The organism is Mycobacterium sp. 1165178.9, assembly GCF_001673555.1.
In the GTDB taxonomy this organism is placed as follows: domain Bacteria; phylum Actinomycetota; class Actinomycetes; order Mycobacteriales; family Mycobacteriaceae; genus Mycobacterium.
Genome location: NZ_LZMB01000229.1, coordinates 1 through 14710 on the forward strand (window position 1 = coordinate 1; position 14710 = coordinate 14710).

Consider the following 14710-nt stretch of genomic DNA (forward strand, 5'->3'; position numbering starts at 1 on the left):
GATCCGGTGGAGGTGGCCGCGGCGACGGGCCACCACGCCGAGTGCGCCCGGATCTGCGTCTCGAGCTCGCCGGCGAGGTCCGCGGCAAACGGGTCGGCCGTCTCCAGCACGGCGTGCACCAGGGTGCCGAACGTGGCGCCCGCCGGCAGGTCCGCCATCGGCGAGGGCACGTCCGGCCCGGACACCGCCGACACCAATGGGATGTCGCCGGCTTCGTCGTCGACTTCGAAGATTTCGGGTTCGCTGCTCACCCCGTGGGCCTGCACCGCCCGGATCAAACCGGAATAAGAGGTGCGCCGCCAGCCGGTGTCGATGCCGCGGTGAAAGTGGCGATTCCCCAGGCGATCGGGCATCGGCTCGGCGGCCAGCGACGGGGCGGGCGCCACCACCGATTCCTCGATGACCGGCCCACCGGCCGCCTCCCACTCCCGCAGCCGGGTCATCGCATCGTCGTCGGAGATCTTGGTGGGCTCGCATTGGTCCGGCACCACCGGTTCGCCGGGCCGCCGACCGCGCAGCAGCCGCGACAGGCCACCGTTGGGTTCGTAGTACGCCGGTGACCACCACGCCACCACCTGGGACTGGGCCCTGGTCAGCGCGACGTAAGTCAAGCGGCTGTCGTCGCTGGCGTCCTCCTTACGCCCCAGCCGCTCAACGGCTTTGAAGTCGGGGCTGTCCTTGCCGCCGACGTGCAGGCAACGCGCACCGTCCTCGTCGTGGAACAGCACCACGTCGCTGTCCTGGGTGTTGCGGTTGAACGCGAACGGCAGATACACGATGGGATACTGCAGACCCTTGCTGACGAAGACGGTCATGATCTGCACGGCCGCGGCGTCGCTGTCGAGCCGGCGATTGCGCTCCGGCGCGCCGCTGCGCTCGTCACGCTGCCTGCGCAGCCAATCACGCAGCGCGGGCAGGCTGTAGTGGTTGCGGTGCGCCACATCCTGCAGCAGCTGGGTGACATGTGCCAGGTCGGTCATGTGCCGCTCACCGCCCTGCCAGGCGAGCACGCGATTGCCCATGCCCAGCAATTCAGCTGCCTCGAAGATGGCCGCCACACCGCGTTCGCGGGCGTGACCGGCCCACTCCCGCAGGGTTTTCGCGATCCGGTCGGTGAGCGCGTCACCGCCGGCGGCCAGCGATTCGGCGGTCTCGCCGAAGAACATCGTCGCGGCGGCCGCGCGCACCATCCCGGGCCGGTGCGGTTGGTCGAAGGCCTCCAGCAAGCACAGCCAATCCTCCGCGGCCTCGGAGGTGAACACATCGGAGTTGCCCGTGTATACCGCGGGGACCCCCGCCGCGCAGAGGGCCTTGAAGCATGCGTGCGCGTCGCGGTGCTTCTCCACGATCACGGCGATGTCGCGGGCCTGCAGTGGTCGACCGGCGAACGTCGCCCCGCTGGCCAGCAACGCGCGGATGTCGGATGCGAGATCGGCGCCAATGTGCTCGCGCACCCGGTCGATCGGCAGGTTCTGAACACCGCGGCGCCCCAACATCTTCCGCGCGACCACGCGCAACCGGAACGGGTCGTTGTGCGGTGCGCCGGCGAGCCGGTGACCGCGGTGATGCGCGTCGACGTCGTTCACCACGATCGCGGGGTCGCCGAGTTGGGCACCGCGCAGCACCACCTGCAGCCGCTGCAACAGCGCGGAGTCGCTGCGCCAGTTGATGTCCAACGTCCTGCGCTCGCCCGCCGTGTCGGCCGCCCGCAGATAGGTCACGATGTCACCGCCGCGAAACGCGTAGATCGCCTGCTTCGGGTCACCGATGAGGATCACGGTGGAGCGCCCGCTGAAGGCCCGGTCGATTACCTGCCACTGCACCGGGTCGGTGTCCTGGAACTCGTCGACCATGACGATGGGCCAGCGTTGGTGCATGCGTAGCCGGGCGGGGGAGTCGTCGGTGGCCAGCGCGTCGGCCAGCCGGATCAGCAGGTCGTCATAGCCGAGGACGCCCAGCCGGCGCTTGCGCGTATCCAGCTCGGCCAGAACATCTTTGGCGAACGCGACGCTGACCGCGGCCGGCGAATCGGGGTCCGGATCGCGCGGCCGCAGCTCGGTCGACGGATTGTTGACGACCGCGCGTGCCAGCCGCAGCGCTTCGCGGTAGTGCAGCGCCGGGTCGTCGCGCTCCTGGCCGAAGTGCGCCAGGTACAGATCGTCGACGATCTCGGTCACCAGGTCGTCGAGGCTGTCGAGCAGCGTCACGCTGGCCGCGGTGTCCCCGGCCACGCCGAGCGAGCGCAGCACCAGCTGGCAGAACTGGTGGGTGGTAGCGATCGTGGCCGCATCGAAACCGGCCAGTGCGTCGCGAAGGCGCTGTCGGCGCGCCGTGCGCTGCTCGTCGGTGCCGTCCAGCAGGTACGCCACCACCTGGTTGTCGCCAACGGTCGACGGATCGGCGAAAGCCCGCACGGCATCGACCATTTGGCAGCGGACGCGTTCGCGTAGCTCTTGGCTTGCGGCCCGGCCGAACGTGATGAGCAGCATCTGGTCCAGCGTCGCCGCTCCGTCGGCGAGATACCGCGTCACCAAAGAGGCCAGCGCGAAAGTCTTCCCGGTTCCCGCGCTGGCCTCCAACACGGTGGTGGAGCGCGCGGCGGGCAGCGGACCCAGCAGGTCGAAGGGCTCCATCAGGTGGGCTTCCTCTCGGCGCGCAGCATCGGCAGCCAGACCCGGGCCGCGTAGGCGCCGAGCCGGTTGTCCTCGCCGTCGCACTCCTCGCCCGGCCGCACGGGCTGCATCAGCTCGTCCAGTGTCGCCCCTTTGCCCCACGCCCGCTCGTGCGCCGGGGCCTGATCCTCGCCCGGGAAGCGGTCGGATTTCCATCGGTATCGCGCCTCGGTCACCGGGTCCTCGCCGCCGTACCGGGCGGCCGCCCAGGCATAGGACGTCTTGATGGGCAACGGAAGCGGCTCACGCCGGCCGGCATCGTAGACGGTCACAAGCTCGCGCAGCACGTCCACGGCCTGCTCACGGTCGGGCGGCGGACCGAGCCCCTCGACCCGGGTGCTGGTGCCCCTGCGCATGCGGCCCACACACACCGCCAACCAGTCCCGGTCGGGATCGTGTGCGGCCAGAGCCAGCAACGGGATCCACGATTCGAGCAGATGCTTGCCGTCCAGTCGTGAATACGTCACCGACACCAGGCGGTCGCCGTACACCGGCGACACCGTGCCGGTCAGTCGCCGCCCGCCCCCCAGGTCGATGTCGACATCGTATGCGGCGGCGCCGCCGTGGCCGTGCCCCTGCCTATGACCAAGCGCCTCGCGCGCCAACAGCGCCGCCTGGTCGCGGATCTCGGTGACCTTGCGCCAGCCCAGCTGACCCGGCGGCAGGGTGCCGCGCCGCCACTCGGCCTGCCGCGCGTCGTCCGGAGTCATCCCGCGCAGCATGTCGCCGAGCATCCGGTCGCCGACCGTCCACTCTTCGAGGCCGTCTATGTCGACCGGCATGGCGTCTTGCACGCCGTCGACGTCATACGGCAGCGTGAATTCCAGTGCGCGGAAGAAGCCCTTCACCGGGTCTTTGAAGAAGCCGACCAGGTCGGCGAGGATGACGTCGCCGGCCGGCGGTGGCGGCAGCGGCGCCGAGATGAATTTCGGCCGTTCGCCGTGCTCGGCGCTGGCCGCGCGCGCCGCACGCAGCACCGTGGGGTCGAAACTGAACGGCACGTCGGGGACGAGCCTGCCGGGTATGACATTGCGAATGTCATACGGTTGCAACGGATGCTCGATGACGATTTCGGCACGCACTTTAGCCGGAGTAGTCATGTCGAGGGTGTCCAGCAGTTCGGCCAGCGGCACCGCCGGTGGGCGCGGCTGGCCCGAATACTCGTTGGCGCCGGTATAGGTGATCACAAGTTTCTCGGTGGCCGCGCCGATCGCGTCGAGCAGCAATTGCCGGTCCTCGGAACGGATGTCGCGTTCGCCGGTCATGGGGCACCGGGCCAGCGCGTCGTCGCCGTCGACGATGCCGAGCCGCGGGAACAGCCCGTCGTCCAGGCCGACGAGGCACACGACCCGGTGTGGCACCGAGCGCATCGGCACCATGGTGCACACCGTCAGGGTGCCGGTGCGGAAGTTGGCCCGCGTCGGGCGACCGGCGAGCCGGTGGGTGAGCAGCGCTCGAATGTCGGTCAGCCGCAACGTGGTTCCGCCACGGGATCCGGCCTGCGCGACCGTCTGAGCGAACTCGCGTTGCATCTGGCCGGTCTGCCATTCGTCGGCATCGCGGACCCGCGTCAGTAGCGTGATGCCCTCGGTGAGGGAGACCAGCCACTCGCTCAGCGGCCTGGCTCCGGAAAGCGAGTCGAGGACGTGCTGCAGCCGGGCGACGAATTCGGCGAACTGGCCGGCCAATTGGACGCGGTTGCTGCTGACGTCGTCCAGCGGCAGCGTCGCGTCGATCCACGCGTTCGAATCGTCGGACATCGCGACGCCGGCCAGTATCCGGTCGACGCCGAAACGCCATGTGTTGTGGACAAAGTCGACGTGGTAGGGCCGACGATGCTCCTGGTCCAGCCCCCACCGGATGTTCGCCTGCCGGACCCAGCGGGTGATGGCCTCCAGGTCGTCATCGGTGAACCCGAACCGGGCCCGCACCGGCGGGGCCTGGGCCAGGTTGAGCACCTCGCTGGCCGTCACCCGGCCAGCCGCCAGGGCCAGCAGTTGCGTGGCCACACCAAGCAATGGATTGGTCTGGATCGGCGAGCGGTCCGCCAGCCGGACTCTTAACTGGTGGGCGGGGTGGGCGCCGTGCACCACGTCACCCAGGCCGAAGTCCGCCATGATCAGCGGCGCGTAGGTCTCGATGTCCGGGCACATCACCAGGATGTCGCGCGGTTCCAGGGCCGGGTCGTCCTGCAACAGGCCGAGCAGCACCTCGCGCAGCACGTCGACCTGGCGGGCCGGGCCGTGGCAGTTGTGGATCTGTATCGATCGGTCACCGGCTCGCATCGTGCGGCCAAGCGGGCGAACGGCATTGGCCGCGATGTCGGACTGCAGCCAGCCGAGCAGCGTGTCCGGGCATCCGTCGCCGGCCAGATGGTCGTCGGTCGCCGGATCCGCCGGCAGGCTGCGTTGCAGCTCACGCAGGTCTCGGCCCAGCGTCGCGAGCAGTGGGTGCGACACCGCGCGATGGCTGACGTCGTCGCGCCGGCGGATCGTGCCGTGGGTGCCGGCCAGCGCGCGCCACAGCTCCTCGCTCGGGTGCGGTAGCCACAGATGCAGGTCGTGGTGGGCGGCCACCGCCTCCAGCAGCTCGATGTCGGTGCGGGTCAGCCGGGTGTGCCCGAACAGCGAGAGCCGTGGCGGCAGCTCGCTGGGCGCCGCTCGCAGCCGCGCGATCGTCTTGGCCTGCCGGATGTGCGGCGGGTCGGCGGCGACCCGCGCCACCAGTGCCCGCCACAGCTCGGGCTGCCAGCGCAGGTCCTCGTCGAGATCGCCGGGGTTGCCGTCGCCCCAGTCGACGAGCAGCTGCGGGCGCTGGCGCGCGTAGGAGTCGAACAGGCCGGCCAGCCGGCGCGCCACCTCGTATCGGCGGCCCCGGCGCAGCTCCGCCTCGGCGCCGGTGTGGAAGTGGCCCACATGCATGGCCAGGGTGCGGCACCACGGTTCGTCCAGCGAGCAGTCGATCGCCTCGAGCAGCGGCCAGGCCATGGCGTCCGGCGACCAGGGATCGTTGTCGGCCGTGCCGGTGATTTCGGCGATCAACGAGCCCGGACTGCGGAACGCCACCCCGGCGCACACCCCGTCGCCGCCACGCGCACCGAGCACGTGCGACAACCGCTGGCTGAGCCAGCGTTCCACGCCGCGCGCGGGGACGACGACGAGTTCGGTGGCGAACGGGTCGGGCAGCGGGTTGGCCAGCAGAGCGCCGAGACCGTCGGCCAGGAGATCGGTGCGCTCGGCGCGGTGTAGATGAAGCGGCATTGCGCTGTCACGATAAACCCGGACACCGACGCGGGTGGGCGCTTACGGGCGCGGTACCCCGTGGAATCGGTGCGATGCGACGCCGGTTGATCCGTGAAAACAGTCATTGGAGGGAACCCAGATGGAAGCTTGGGACGCGATCTGCGCACGTCGCAATGTCCGGGAATACCAGCCGAAGGCGATACCGGCCGAGGATCTGGACCGGATCGCCGAGGCGGGCTGGCGCGCGCCGTCGGCGAAGAACCGCCAGCCGTGGGATTTCGTCATCGTCACCGACCGCGACCAGCTGGCCGAGCTGTCCACCGTCTGGCGGGGTGCCGGTCACATCGCCGGGGCCGCGGCCGCGATTGCGATCGTGGTCCCGGTGCCGCCCGACGAGCGACGAGTGGTCACCGACAACTACGACGTCGGGCAGGCCACCATGGCGATGATGATCGCCGCCACCGACCTGGGGATCGGGACAGGTCATTCGTCGGTGGGGGACCAGGACAAGGCGCGCGCGATTTTGGGCGTGCCCGACGATCATCTGGTGGCCTTCCTGCTCGGGGTGGGCTATCCCGCCGATCGCGCGCTAACCCCGATCCGCAAGCCGAGTCGGCGGCCGTTCGCCGAGGTCGTACACCACGGCCGCTGGTGATCGCCACGGCGAAAAACTCTCCGCGCCTTGATGAGTCGTAAGCTGATGGGCGTGCATGACCACCACGGCGACTACGGAGTCGACGGTTCTTTTCACACCGTCTCGGCGCGCGTACAGGCGATGGTCATTCGCCGAGAACGTTGCCGATCGCATCGAGTTGCACACCGCTGACATGACTGCGCTGCCGCTGCCCGACCAGAGCGTCGACGTGATCGTCAGCAACCTGGCCATCCACAACATAGACGGCCACGCCGGTCGTCGCCTCGCGCTTGATGAAGCCGTGCGGGTGCTGCGGCCTGGGGGACGGCTCGCCATCGCCGACCTATGGGAGACGCGCCAACACGCCGCCCGGTTGCGCGAACTCGGCTGGCGCGACGTACGGCGTCGCAACCTCGGCTGGCGGATGTGGTACGGGGGACCCTGGTTCTCGACGCGCTTGGTCACCGCGAGCAAGCCGGAGTGAGAGCCGACGGCCAGGGAGTTGTCTCCGGCAGAGGGTAGACGGCGCCGCCGTTTGTGATAGCGCATCTGCTAGCTGAAACTGCGAAGCATCAGTGGTCCGCTCGGCGCAACTACCCTTCCATTCGCCCGGTGACCCGGACCCACCACCGCGGAAGGGCCGGATTCTGGCGCCAATAGATTTAGCGTCTGAGTATGCCGAAGCGTGCGACTGCGCCGGGCCAGACCGGCGGGCATGCTTGAGGGCTATGAACAGAACCGAAGTCACCGAACAGGTCGTGTCAGCCCGGCTCCGGGAGGGTTTGACGTGGCAACAACTGGCCGACGCGATCGGCAGGCCACTCATGTGGACCACGGCGGCGTTGCTCGGCCAGCATCCGATTCCGGTGGAGCAGGCCAAGGTTCTGGCCTCGCAGCTGAAGCTCGACGAGTCGGCGGTGCCGGTGCTGGCCGCCGCCCCGATGCGTGGCGGGCTGCCCACCGCGGTCCCCACGGACCCGACGATCTATCGCTTCTACGAGGCCCTGCAGGTGTACGGCGGCGCCCTCAAGGAGGTGATCGCCGAACAGTTCGGCGACGGCATCATGAGCGCGATCAACTTCAGCCTGGACGTGCAGAAGAAGCCGCACCCGTCCGGTGACCGGGTCGTGGTGACGTTCGACGGGAAGTTCCTCCCCTATCAATGGGTCGAGGCGGACGGCTGAGGCGAAGACGCCAAAGCGAAGTGACGGCGCGTCGCGGGCGTGTCAGACTAGCGTCGAGGAGGCGAAGGGAACGCGGTGGCGGCCAGTGGCGGCCACCGCGTTCGCCGTCTTAATTCGTCAAGACCTGCGGGGAAAGCTCTTTGAGCATCGCGTTGGCCCAGCGCATCTGGCGCAACGTCTCGGGGTGGCAGCGCGACGACAGGCTAAGCAATTCGGAATCCTTGGCGGCCTGCGCGCCCTGTGCCAGCAGCTCCCAATCCAGCGACACCCCCGCCGACAGCCGGTGGATCCGCCGCAGGTCGGCGAGCAGCGCCAGACCGGGCTCTGGCCGATGCCGCAGCAGACCACTGGCCGTTCCGGTGACTTCCCCGGCAGCGGCCCGCGAAACCGGCTCGGGCGAACGCCCTAGCGCGGCTCACACGCCGAATTCGGCTTCGATGCCGTCGATGCCGGCGCGGATGGCCGCCAGGGCGTCAGCGCGGGTGCGCAGTTTGGTGGCGGCGTGTGCCCGCTGGTTCAGGCCGGCGAATTCGGTTGCGGCCTCTTCGGCGCGGTCGATCACCACCTCGGGCAACACGATCTCATCGACAAAGCCTGCCGCAAGGGCGGTTTCGCCGAAGAACGTTTTGGCCAGCCCGGCGGCTTGCTGGTACGCCGACGGCGTCAACCGCAGCTTCATGATCTCCAGCGCGGCGTAGGGAATGACCATGCCGATCGCGACCTCGTTGGCCTGGATGTTGTAGGCGTGCGCGGCAATCCGGTGATCGCCCGCCGACAACAGGAACGCCCCCATCGCGATGGCATGGCCGGTGCACGCCATCACCACCGGCTTGGGATAGGACAACAGGCGATATGCCAGCTCGAATCCGCCGCGGAGCATGTCGATCGCGGGCTGCACCTCACCGGAGGTAAGGATCTTCAAGTCGAAGCCGCCGCTGAACACGCGTTCGTTGCCGGCGATCACCAGCGCGCCGGCGTCGTCCGCCTGGGCCCGGTCGATCGCGTCGTTGAGGGCCTGCTGCATGGTCGGGCCCAGCGCGTTGACCTTGCCGTCGTCCATCTTGATGACGGCGATGGAGTCCTTGGTGCTGTAGTGGACCGGGGCGCTCATCGGTTACTCCTTGCCGTCATGCGGGCTGGCTGTGGTGTTTGCCCAGGTCGTTTTCGGCGTTACTCCAGCGCAGGCTGACATCGGTGGGTTCGTCGAGTTGGCGTGTGCGCCATCTGTCTTGGGTTTCCCGGACCGCGGCGTTGATCCGGTCGATCTCGCTGCGGAACACCTCCGGTCGGGTTTCCTTGCTGACGTAGTGGAAATAGGTCAGCAGGCCGCGCAGCAGCTCCAGCTTCTCCTTCTCTCGCTTCGCCAAATCATGGGTCGTCATCAATTCGATGCGCTGGACGGGCGGCAGGGCATCCCAGTCCAGCACGACGTCAGTGTGCAGCGGGGAACGCTTGCGCTCCCAGAACCGCCGGCGGCGCCCTCGACCGGGCCGGTCATAGTAGGTCAGGGTGCCGGTGAAGCGCGATTCGATGCCGCTGCCCATCTCGGCGCGGTCGAGCGCGGAATCCCACACCATGCGCCACTCCTGGCCGGACGCCAGCATGGGCAGCTCGCGGGGGAGCCGCAGTTCGACGACGTCGGCGTAGCCGTCGGTGGCGTTCTCGTACTCGGCCACGGTGGGGGGATTCGCAAAGGAGAACCCGATGTCGTAGGCCGCGGTCCGCCCGAAGTTCCGGACCACGAGTTCGATCACGTGCCAGTCGGCCGAATGTGGCTCCATGAACATCGCGACCTGCGGGCGCGTCTGCTCGGCCGCCACGCGGCGATTCCGGTTGATCTGCCAATTGGTGAAGACCAGCGTGACGATTGCCAGGACGATCGCCGCCCACGCCGCCCACGCTATCCAGGTGTCGGACCCGACGTGCGTGACATCATGCCAGCTGTCCTGGATCCAACCCATGGAATCCACCCAACGCTTATATCACAGGGGCGGTCGCCGCGCCGCATGGCCGAGACCGGGCGATACGGCCTCAGCCGCCCATCAGCATCCGCCATTGATCGAGGTCGGCGGCCCGATACACGTAGTTGGAGCGCTTGACCTCCGCGAGCGACGCGCTGGGCTCCACCGAATACCAGTGGCCCGGAAACACGGTCGGGTCGCCGGGCAGCGTCGCTAGCCTCTGCAGGCTGCGGTACATCTCGTCGGAGTCCCCGCCGGGGAAGTCCGTGCGGCCGCAGCCCTCCAAGAACAGCGTGTCACCGGCGACGAGGCGGCCGTCGAGCAGAAAGCACTGGCTGCCGGGCGTGTGGCCGGGGGTGTGCAGCAACTCGATCTCGATGTCGCCGATGCTGATCTTGTCATGGTTCTCGTGGGAGGTCAGGTCACCAAGGCCGATCCCGGTGACGCGCGAAACCCACAGTGCCTCATGGGTATTCACGTGCACCGGCACCTGTGCCCGGTCCAGCAGTTCGGCAAGGCCCGGCAGCGCGAACCCCATCATCGATCCACCCACGTGGTCGGGGTGATGGTGGGTTACCAGCACGCCCGACAGGTGCATGCCATCGGCCTCCAGCGCGTCGAGCAGGTCGCCGGCGGCGTAGGCCGGGTCGACAACCACGCAGTCGCCGGTTTGCCGATCGCCGATCAGGTAGGCGAAGTTGCGCATCTGCGTCGCGAACATGTCGCCGGCGGCGAAGTCGCGACCGGAGAGCAGTTGTCGAAAATACAGCCGATCCTCTGGCACGTGACCAGACTAGGACGCCGACCGCAACGGACCACCGACACCGCCGTTTCGGAGCCGATTAGGCCGGTATCGCGTGGGTATTGTTGGCGCATGAGGAAGAAGGTCGAAATCGAGGTCGACGCGGATCTGATCGATGAGGCGATCCGCCGCTTCCATCTCCTCGACGCGCGCGAGGCCATCAATCTCGCGTTGCGGACCCTGCTCAGCGACGGCGATTCCGTCGAACAGGACGATGAGTACGACGAGTTCAGCGACCTCAGTGCCTGGGAACCTCAGCGCAACGGCAGGAGCGGCTGACGTTTGCCGCGGCCTCGTCGATCGCCGCGTAAACCCTCACGATCACGAACGTCCGCGCGGGCCTAAAAGAGGGTACAGCCTGGCTCGCAGCGGAACCAAACCACGGGTAGTGAACGCTGGGTCCCGCGCGGAGGAGATCGCTTCGGGTGAACGGCCCCCTTAGCTCAGTCGGTAGAGCGTTTCCATGGTAAGGAAAAGGTCAACGGTTCGATTCCGTTAGGGGGCTCGGCGGACGCCGAGCAGGCGTGGCGGCCCCGACCCCAAAAGGGGTGGCCAGAGGCGATGTAGCTCAGTCGGTTAGAGCGAACGACTCATAATCGTTAGGTCGCCGGTTCGAGTCCGGCCATCGCTACAACACAACAGCACATTCAGGAATCGAGAGAGAACCGTCATGGCTTCCAGTACCGACGTACGGCCGAAGATCACCTTGGCATGCGAGGTGTGCAAGCACCGCAACTACATCACCAAGAAAAACCGCCGGAACGACCCGGACCGACTGGAGCTGAAGAAGTTCTGCCCCAACTGCGGTAAGCACCAGGCGCATCGGGAGACGCGCTAGCGGCCACCCGCGGGCGTTTTACTCCGATTGACTAGGTAGTTTAAGAACCGTGCCGTTAAGTCCGAGCATCGTCGGTATGCACTACCGCTATCCCGATCATTACGAGGTGGAGCGGGAGAAGATCCGCGAATACGCGGTGGCCGTGCAGAACGACGACCCCTCGTCCTTCGAGGAGAAGGCGGCGGCCGAACTCGGCTACGGCGGGCTGGTGGCGCCCCCTACCTTCATCTGTGTTTTCGGATATAAGGCCCAGACCGCGTTCTTCCAGTACGCGAACATCGCGATCGCCGACCAGCAGATCGTTCAGGTCGACCAGGTGCTGAAGATGGCGAGGCCGATCGTCGCCGGCGACAAGCTGCACTGCGACGTCTACGTGGAATCGCTGCGGGAGTCGCACGGTACCCAGATCGTTGTCACCAAGAATGTCGTCACCAACGACGCCGGCGACGTCGTGCAAGAGACCTACACGACCCTGGCGGGCCGTGCCGGTGAGGATGGAGAAGAGGGATTTACTGATGCCACTGCGTGAGTTCAGCTCCGTGAAGGTGGGTGACCAGCTTCCTGAGAAGACCTATCCGCTGACCCGACAGGATCTGGTGAATTACGCGGGCGTTTCCGGCGACTTGAACCCGATCCACTGGGACGACGAGATCGCGAAGGTCGTCGGCCTGGACACGGCGATCGCGCACGGCATGCTGACCATGGGTATCGGCGGTGGCTACGTCACCGCGTGGATCGGCGACCCCGGCGCGGTCACCGAGTACAACGTGCGGTTCACCGCCGTGGTGCCGGTGCCCAACGACGGCAAGGGCGCCGAGCTCGTCTTCAGCGGCCGGGTGAAGTCCGCCGATCCCGAGACCAAGTCAGTGACGATCGCGCTCACGGCCACCACCGGAGGCAAGAAGATTTTCGGCAGGGCGATCGCGTCCGCGACTCTGGCGTAGTTCATGGCACTCAAGACAGACATCCGCGGAATGATCTGGCGTTACCCGGATTACTTCGTCGTGGGGCGCGAGCAGCTGCGTGCGTTCGCGCAGTCCATCAAGAACGACCACCCCGCCTACTACACGGAAGACGCGGCCGCCGAACTCGGCCACAGCGCGATCCTTGCGCCGCTGACCTTCGCGACCATCTTCGCCAAGTTGGTGCAGCTGGACTTCTTCCGGCACGTCGACATCGGCATGGAAACCCTGGTGATCGTCCAGGTGGACCAGCGGTTCGTGTTCGCCAAGCCGATCAAGGCCGGTGACAAGCTGTGGGCCCGGATGGAGGTCCAATCCGTGGACGAGCGCTTCGGCGCAGACATCGTCGTCACCAAGAACATCTGCACCAACGATCAGGGCGAGCTGGTCTTGGAGGCCTACACCACGCTGATGAGCCAGTACGCCGAACAGTCCGAGAACCTGCGCTGGGACCCGGAGTCCGGCCAGGTCGTCAGGACGGCGTAATTCGTATTGGATTTCCCGCGCTTAGGGGCAATCAAGTACACTCGGTCCTCGGGGTTTTCCCAGCATTAGCGCGCTTTCCGTGAGTCGAAGCAATCGGAAGGCGCGCGTGTCATGTAGGCCCCGGTAGGTAAGCGCAGGTTGGCCTGCCAACCGCGAAGGGGCGTAGCTCAACTGGCAGAGCAGCGGTCTCCAAAACCGCAGGTTGCAGGTTCAAGTCCTGTCGCCCCTGCAATGGCGAAGGTCCTGGCATGGTGGACACTGGAAGAAAGTTCCCACCATCGGCGGGATGGTTCGCGAAGTACTGGCAAACAAAGGAGCATGCGGTGAGCGACGAAAACGACGTTGCCAACGACGCCGCAAGCGACGGCACTGACAACGAGGACGGCCGCGCGAGCGCCGGCCGAACGGCGGGGTTGACCCGGCCACAGCGCCCCACGGGCAAGCGGTCCCGGCAGCGGGTGGTCGAGGGCGGCGAAGAAACTTCGGATGAGGTCGAAGTCTCCGCGCCGGACAAGGCCAAGAAGGGCGCCAAAGCCAAGAAGGCCGCAAAACCCAAGGCCGGCGACGGTCGGGTCAACCCGTTCGTGTTCGTCTTCAACTACCTCAAGCAGGTCGTTGCAGAGATGCGGAAGGTCATCTGGCCCAACCGCAAGCAGATGCTCACTTACACCTCCGTTGTGCTGGCTTTCCTGGCCTTCATGGTGGCGCTGGTCGGCCTGGCGGATTTCGGCCTGACCAAGCTGGTGCTGTTGGTGTTCGGCTGAGCGAGTGACAGAGAGGACTCACACCGTGACTACCTTCGACGGTGACCCGTCCGCGGGTGAAGCGGTCGACGTGGACGAAATCGCGCAGGCGCAGGCCACGGACACCCCTGCGGCCGCTGAGATCACCGAGGCGACTGCGGACGACGCCGCCGACGAGACGGCCGAGGCCGCCGCGACGCCCGACGAGCCGGCCGAAGAGGCCGATCCGGCCGCCGCGCTCAAAGCGGAACTGCGCAGCAAGCCCGGCGACTGGTATGTCATCCACTCCTACGCGGGATACGAGAACAAGGTCAAAGCCAACCTGGAAACCCGTGTACAGAACCTCGACGTCGGTGACTACATCTTCCAGGTGGAGGTGCCCACCGAGGAGGTCACGGAGATCAAGAACGGGCAGCGCAAGCAGGTCAACCGCAAGGTGCTGCCCGGCTACATCCTGGTGCGCATGGACCTGACCGACGACTCGTGGGCCGCGGTCCGCAACACCCCCGGCGTCACCGGGTTCGTCGGGGCGACCTCGCGCCCGTCGGCGCTGACGCTCGACGACGTGGTCAAGTTCCTGCTGCCGCGCGGTGCGACGAAGAAGGCCGCCAAGGGCGCGGCCGCCACCGCCGCCGCCGCCGACGTCGGCGGGCTCGAACGCCCGACCATCGAGGTCGATTACGAGGTCGGCGAATCGGTGACGGTCATGGACGGCCCGTTTGCGACGCTGCCGGCCACGATCAGCGAGGTCAACGGCGAACAGCAAAAGCTCAAGGTGCTGGTGTCGATCTTCGGCCGCGAAACCCCGGTCGAATTGACGTTCGGCCAAGTCTCCAAGCTCTAAACCGGCGCATACGCCCGGCGTGAACCAGGAAGGAACCGCACAATCTCATGGCCCCGAAGAAGAAAGTCGTCGGCCTGATCAAGCTTCAGATCCAGGCGGGGCAGGCCAACCCGGCGCCGCCGGTCGGGCCCGCGCTCGGTCAGCACGGCGTCAACATCATGGAGTTCTGCAAGGCATACAACGCTGCCACGGAGAACCAGCGCGGCAACGTCATCCCGGTGGAGATCACGGTCTACGAGGACCGCAGCTTCACCTTCGCGCTCAAGACGCCGCCCGCCGCCAAGCTGCTGCTCAAGGCCGCCGGTGTGGGCAAGGGATCGGCCGAGCCGCACAAGACGAAGG

Annotated in this window: 15 protein-coding genes, 3 tRNA genes and 2 pseudogenes; 14 read left to right on the forward strand and 6 right to left on the reverse strand. The window is 67.2% G+C overall.

Annotation, left to right across the window (positions count from 1 at the left end):
* A partial coding sequence (locus A5652_RS10455; RefSeq protein WP_067350234.1) for a UvrD-helicase domain-containing protein occupies positions 1 to 2633 on the reverse strand: 2633 nt, incomplete at its 3' end.
* Positions 2633 to 5932, reverse strand: coding sequence for an exodeoxyribonuclease V subunit gamma (gene recC / locus A5652_RS10460; RefSeq protein ID WP_067350237.1), 3300 nt, complete (start codon positions 5930 to 5932; stop codon positions 2633 to 2635). The genes A5652_RS10455 and recC, both read right to left, overlap by 1 nt.
* Before the next feature lie 121 nt (positions 5933 to 6053).
* Between recC and A5652_RS10465 the strand changes: the two genes are divergently transcribed.
* From A5652_RS10465 to cynS, 3 genes are all read left to right on the forward strand, one after another.
* A complete protein-coding gene (locus A5652_RS10465) occupies positions 6054 to 6569 on the forward strand; it encodes a nitroreductase family protein (protein ID WP_067350240.1) in 516 nt (171 codons plus the stop codon).
* 55 nt (positions 6570 to 6624) lie between these two features.
* On the forward strand, positions 6625 to 7032 hold the full coding sequence (locus A5652_RS10470) for a class I SAM-dependent methyltransferase (RefSeq protein WP_369805775.1): 408 nt from the start codon (positions 6625 to 6627) through the stop codon (positions 7030 to 7032).
* 244 nt (positions 7033 to 7276) lie between these two features.
* A complete protein-coding gene (gene cynS / locus A5652_RS10475) occupies positions 7277 to 7732 on the forward strand; it encodes a cyanase (RefSeq protein WP_067350243.1) in 456 nt (151 codons plus the stop codon).
* 109 nt (positions 7733 to 7841) lie between these two features.
* On the opposite strand, the pseudogene A5652_RS10480 reads toward cynS, so the two are convergent.
* The 4 genes and pseudogenes from A5652_RS10480 to A5652_RS10495 form a co-directional block, all read right to left on the reverse strand.
* Positions 7842 to 8087 (reverse strand): annotated as a pseudogene (locus A5652_RS10480) (hypothetical protein); the annotation flags it as partial.
* 60 nt (positions 8088 to 8147) lie between these two features.
* Positions 8148 to 8843, reverse strand: a complete 696-nt coding sequence (locus A5652_RS10485; protein WP_067350247.1) for a crotonase/enoyl-CoA hydratase family protein — start codon at positions 8841 to 8843, stop codon at positions 8148 to 8150.
* Positions 8840 to 9693: pseudogene (locus A5652_RS10490) on the reverse strand (hypothetical protein). The gene A5652_RS10485 and the pseudogene A5652_RS10490 overlap by 4 nt, the downstream one beginning before the upstream one ends.
* 70 nt (positions 9694 to 9763) lie before the next feature.
* Complete coding sequence (locus tag A5652_RS10495) at positions 9764 to 10477, reverse strand: MBL fold metallo-hydrolase (RefSeq protein WP_067350254.1); 714 nt, start codon at positions 10475 to 10477, stop codon at positions 9764 to 9766.
* Between the two features lie 90 nt (positions 10478 to 10567).
* Between A5652_RS10495 and A5652_RS10500 the strand changes: the two genes are divergently transcribed.
* The 11 genes from A5652_RS10500 to rplK form a co-directional block, all read left to right on the forward strand.
* Positions 10568 to 10774 (forward strand): type II toxin-antitoxin system VapB family antitoxin, encoded by a 207-nt coding sequence (locus tag A5652_RS10500; RefSeq protein ID WP_067350257.1) that lies wholly within the window; start codon positions 10568 to 10570, stop codon positions 10772 to 10774.
* A gap of 153 nt (positions 10775 to 10927) precedes the next feature.
* A tRNA-Thr gene (locus A5652_RS10505) sits at positions 10928 to 11000 on the forward strand.
* Between the two features lie 52 nt (positions 11001 to 11052).
* Positions 11053 to 11126, forward strand: a tRNA-Met gene (locus tag A5652_RS10510).
* 39 nt (positions 11127 to 11165) lie between these two features.
* Positions 11166 to 11333: a 50S ribosomal protein L33 gene (rpmG, locus tag A5652_RS10515; protein WP_003898538.1), complete on the forward strand. Its 168-nt coding sequence runs from the start codon at positions 11166 to 11168 to the stop codon at positions 11331 to 11333.
* Positions 11334 to 11382: 49 nt separating this feature from the next.
* Entirely contained in the window at positions 11383 to 11862 is a 480-nt protein-coding gene (hadA, locus tag A5652_RS10520; RefSeq protein WP_067350260.1) for a (3R)-hydroxyacyl-ACP dehydratase subunit HadA, read from the forward strand.
* Entirely contained in the window at positions 11849 to 12277 is a 429-nt protein-coding gene (gene hadB / locus A5652_RS10525) for a (3R)-hydroxyacyl-ACP dehydratase subunit HadB (RefSeq protein ID WP_067122372.1), read from the forward strand. The genes hadA and hadB overlap by 14 nt, the downstream gene beginning before the upstream one ends.
* A gap of 3 nt (positions 12278 to 12280) precedes the next feature.
* Positions 12281 to 12781: a (3R)-hydroxyacyl-ACP dehydratase subunit HadC gene (gene hadC, locus A5652_RS10530; RefSeq protein WP_067350263.1), complete on the forward strand. Its 501-nt coding sequence runs from the start codon at positions 12281 to 12283 to the stop codon at positions 12779 to 12781.
* 156 nt (positions 12782 to 12937) lie between these two features.
* A tRNA-Trp gene (locus A5652_RS10535) sits at positions 12938 to 13010 on the forward strand.
* 94 nt (positions 13011 to 13104) lie between these two features.
* Positions 13105 to 13545: a preprotein translocase subunit SecE gene (gene secE, locus A5652_RS10540; protein WP_067350266.1), complete on the forward strand. Its 441-nt coding sequence runs from the start codon at positions 13105 to 13107 to the stop codon at positions 13543 to 13545.
* A 25-nt stretch (positions 13546 to 13570) separates the two neighbouring features.
* The gene (gene nusG, locus A5652_RS10545; RefSeq protein WP_067350269.1) at positions 13571 to 14368 is read left to right on the forward strand and encodes a transcription termination/antitermination protein NusG; all 798 of its coding nucleotides are present in this window, start codon (positions 13571 to 13573) and stop codon (positions 14366 to 14368) included.
* Positions 14369 to 14415: 47 nt separating this feature from the next.
* The coding region (gene rplK / locus A5652_RS10550) for a 50S ribosomal protein L11 (RefSeq protein WP_067350273.1) at positions 14416 to 14710 on the forward strand (295 nt) is incomplete at its 3' end.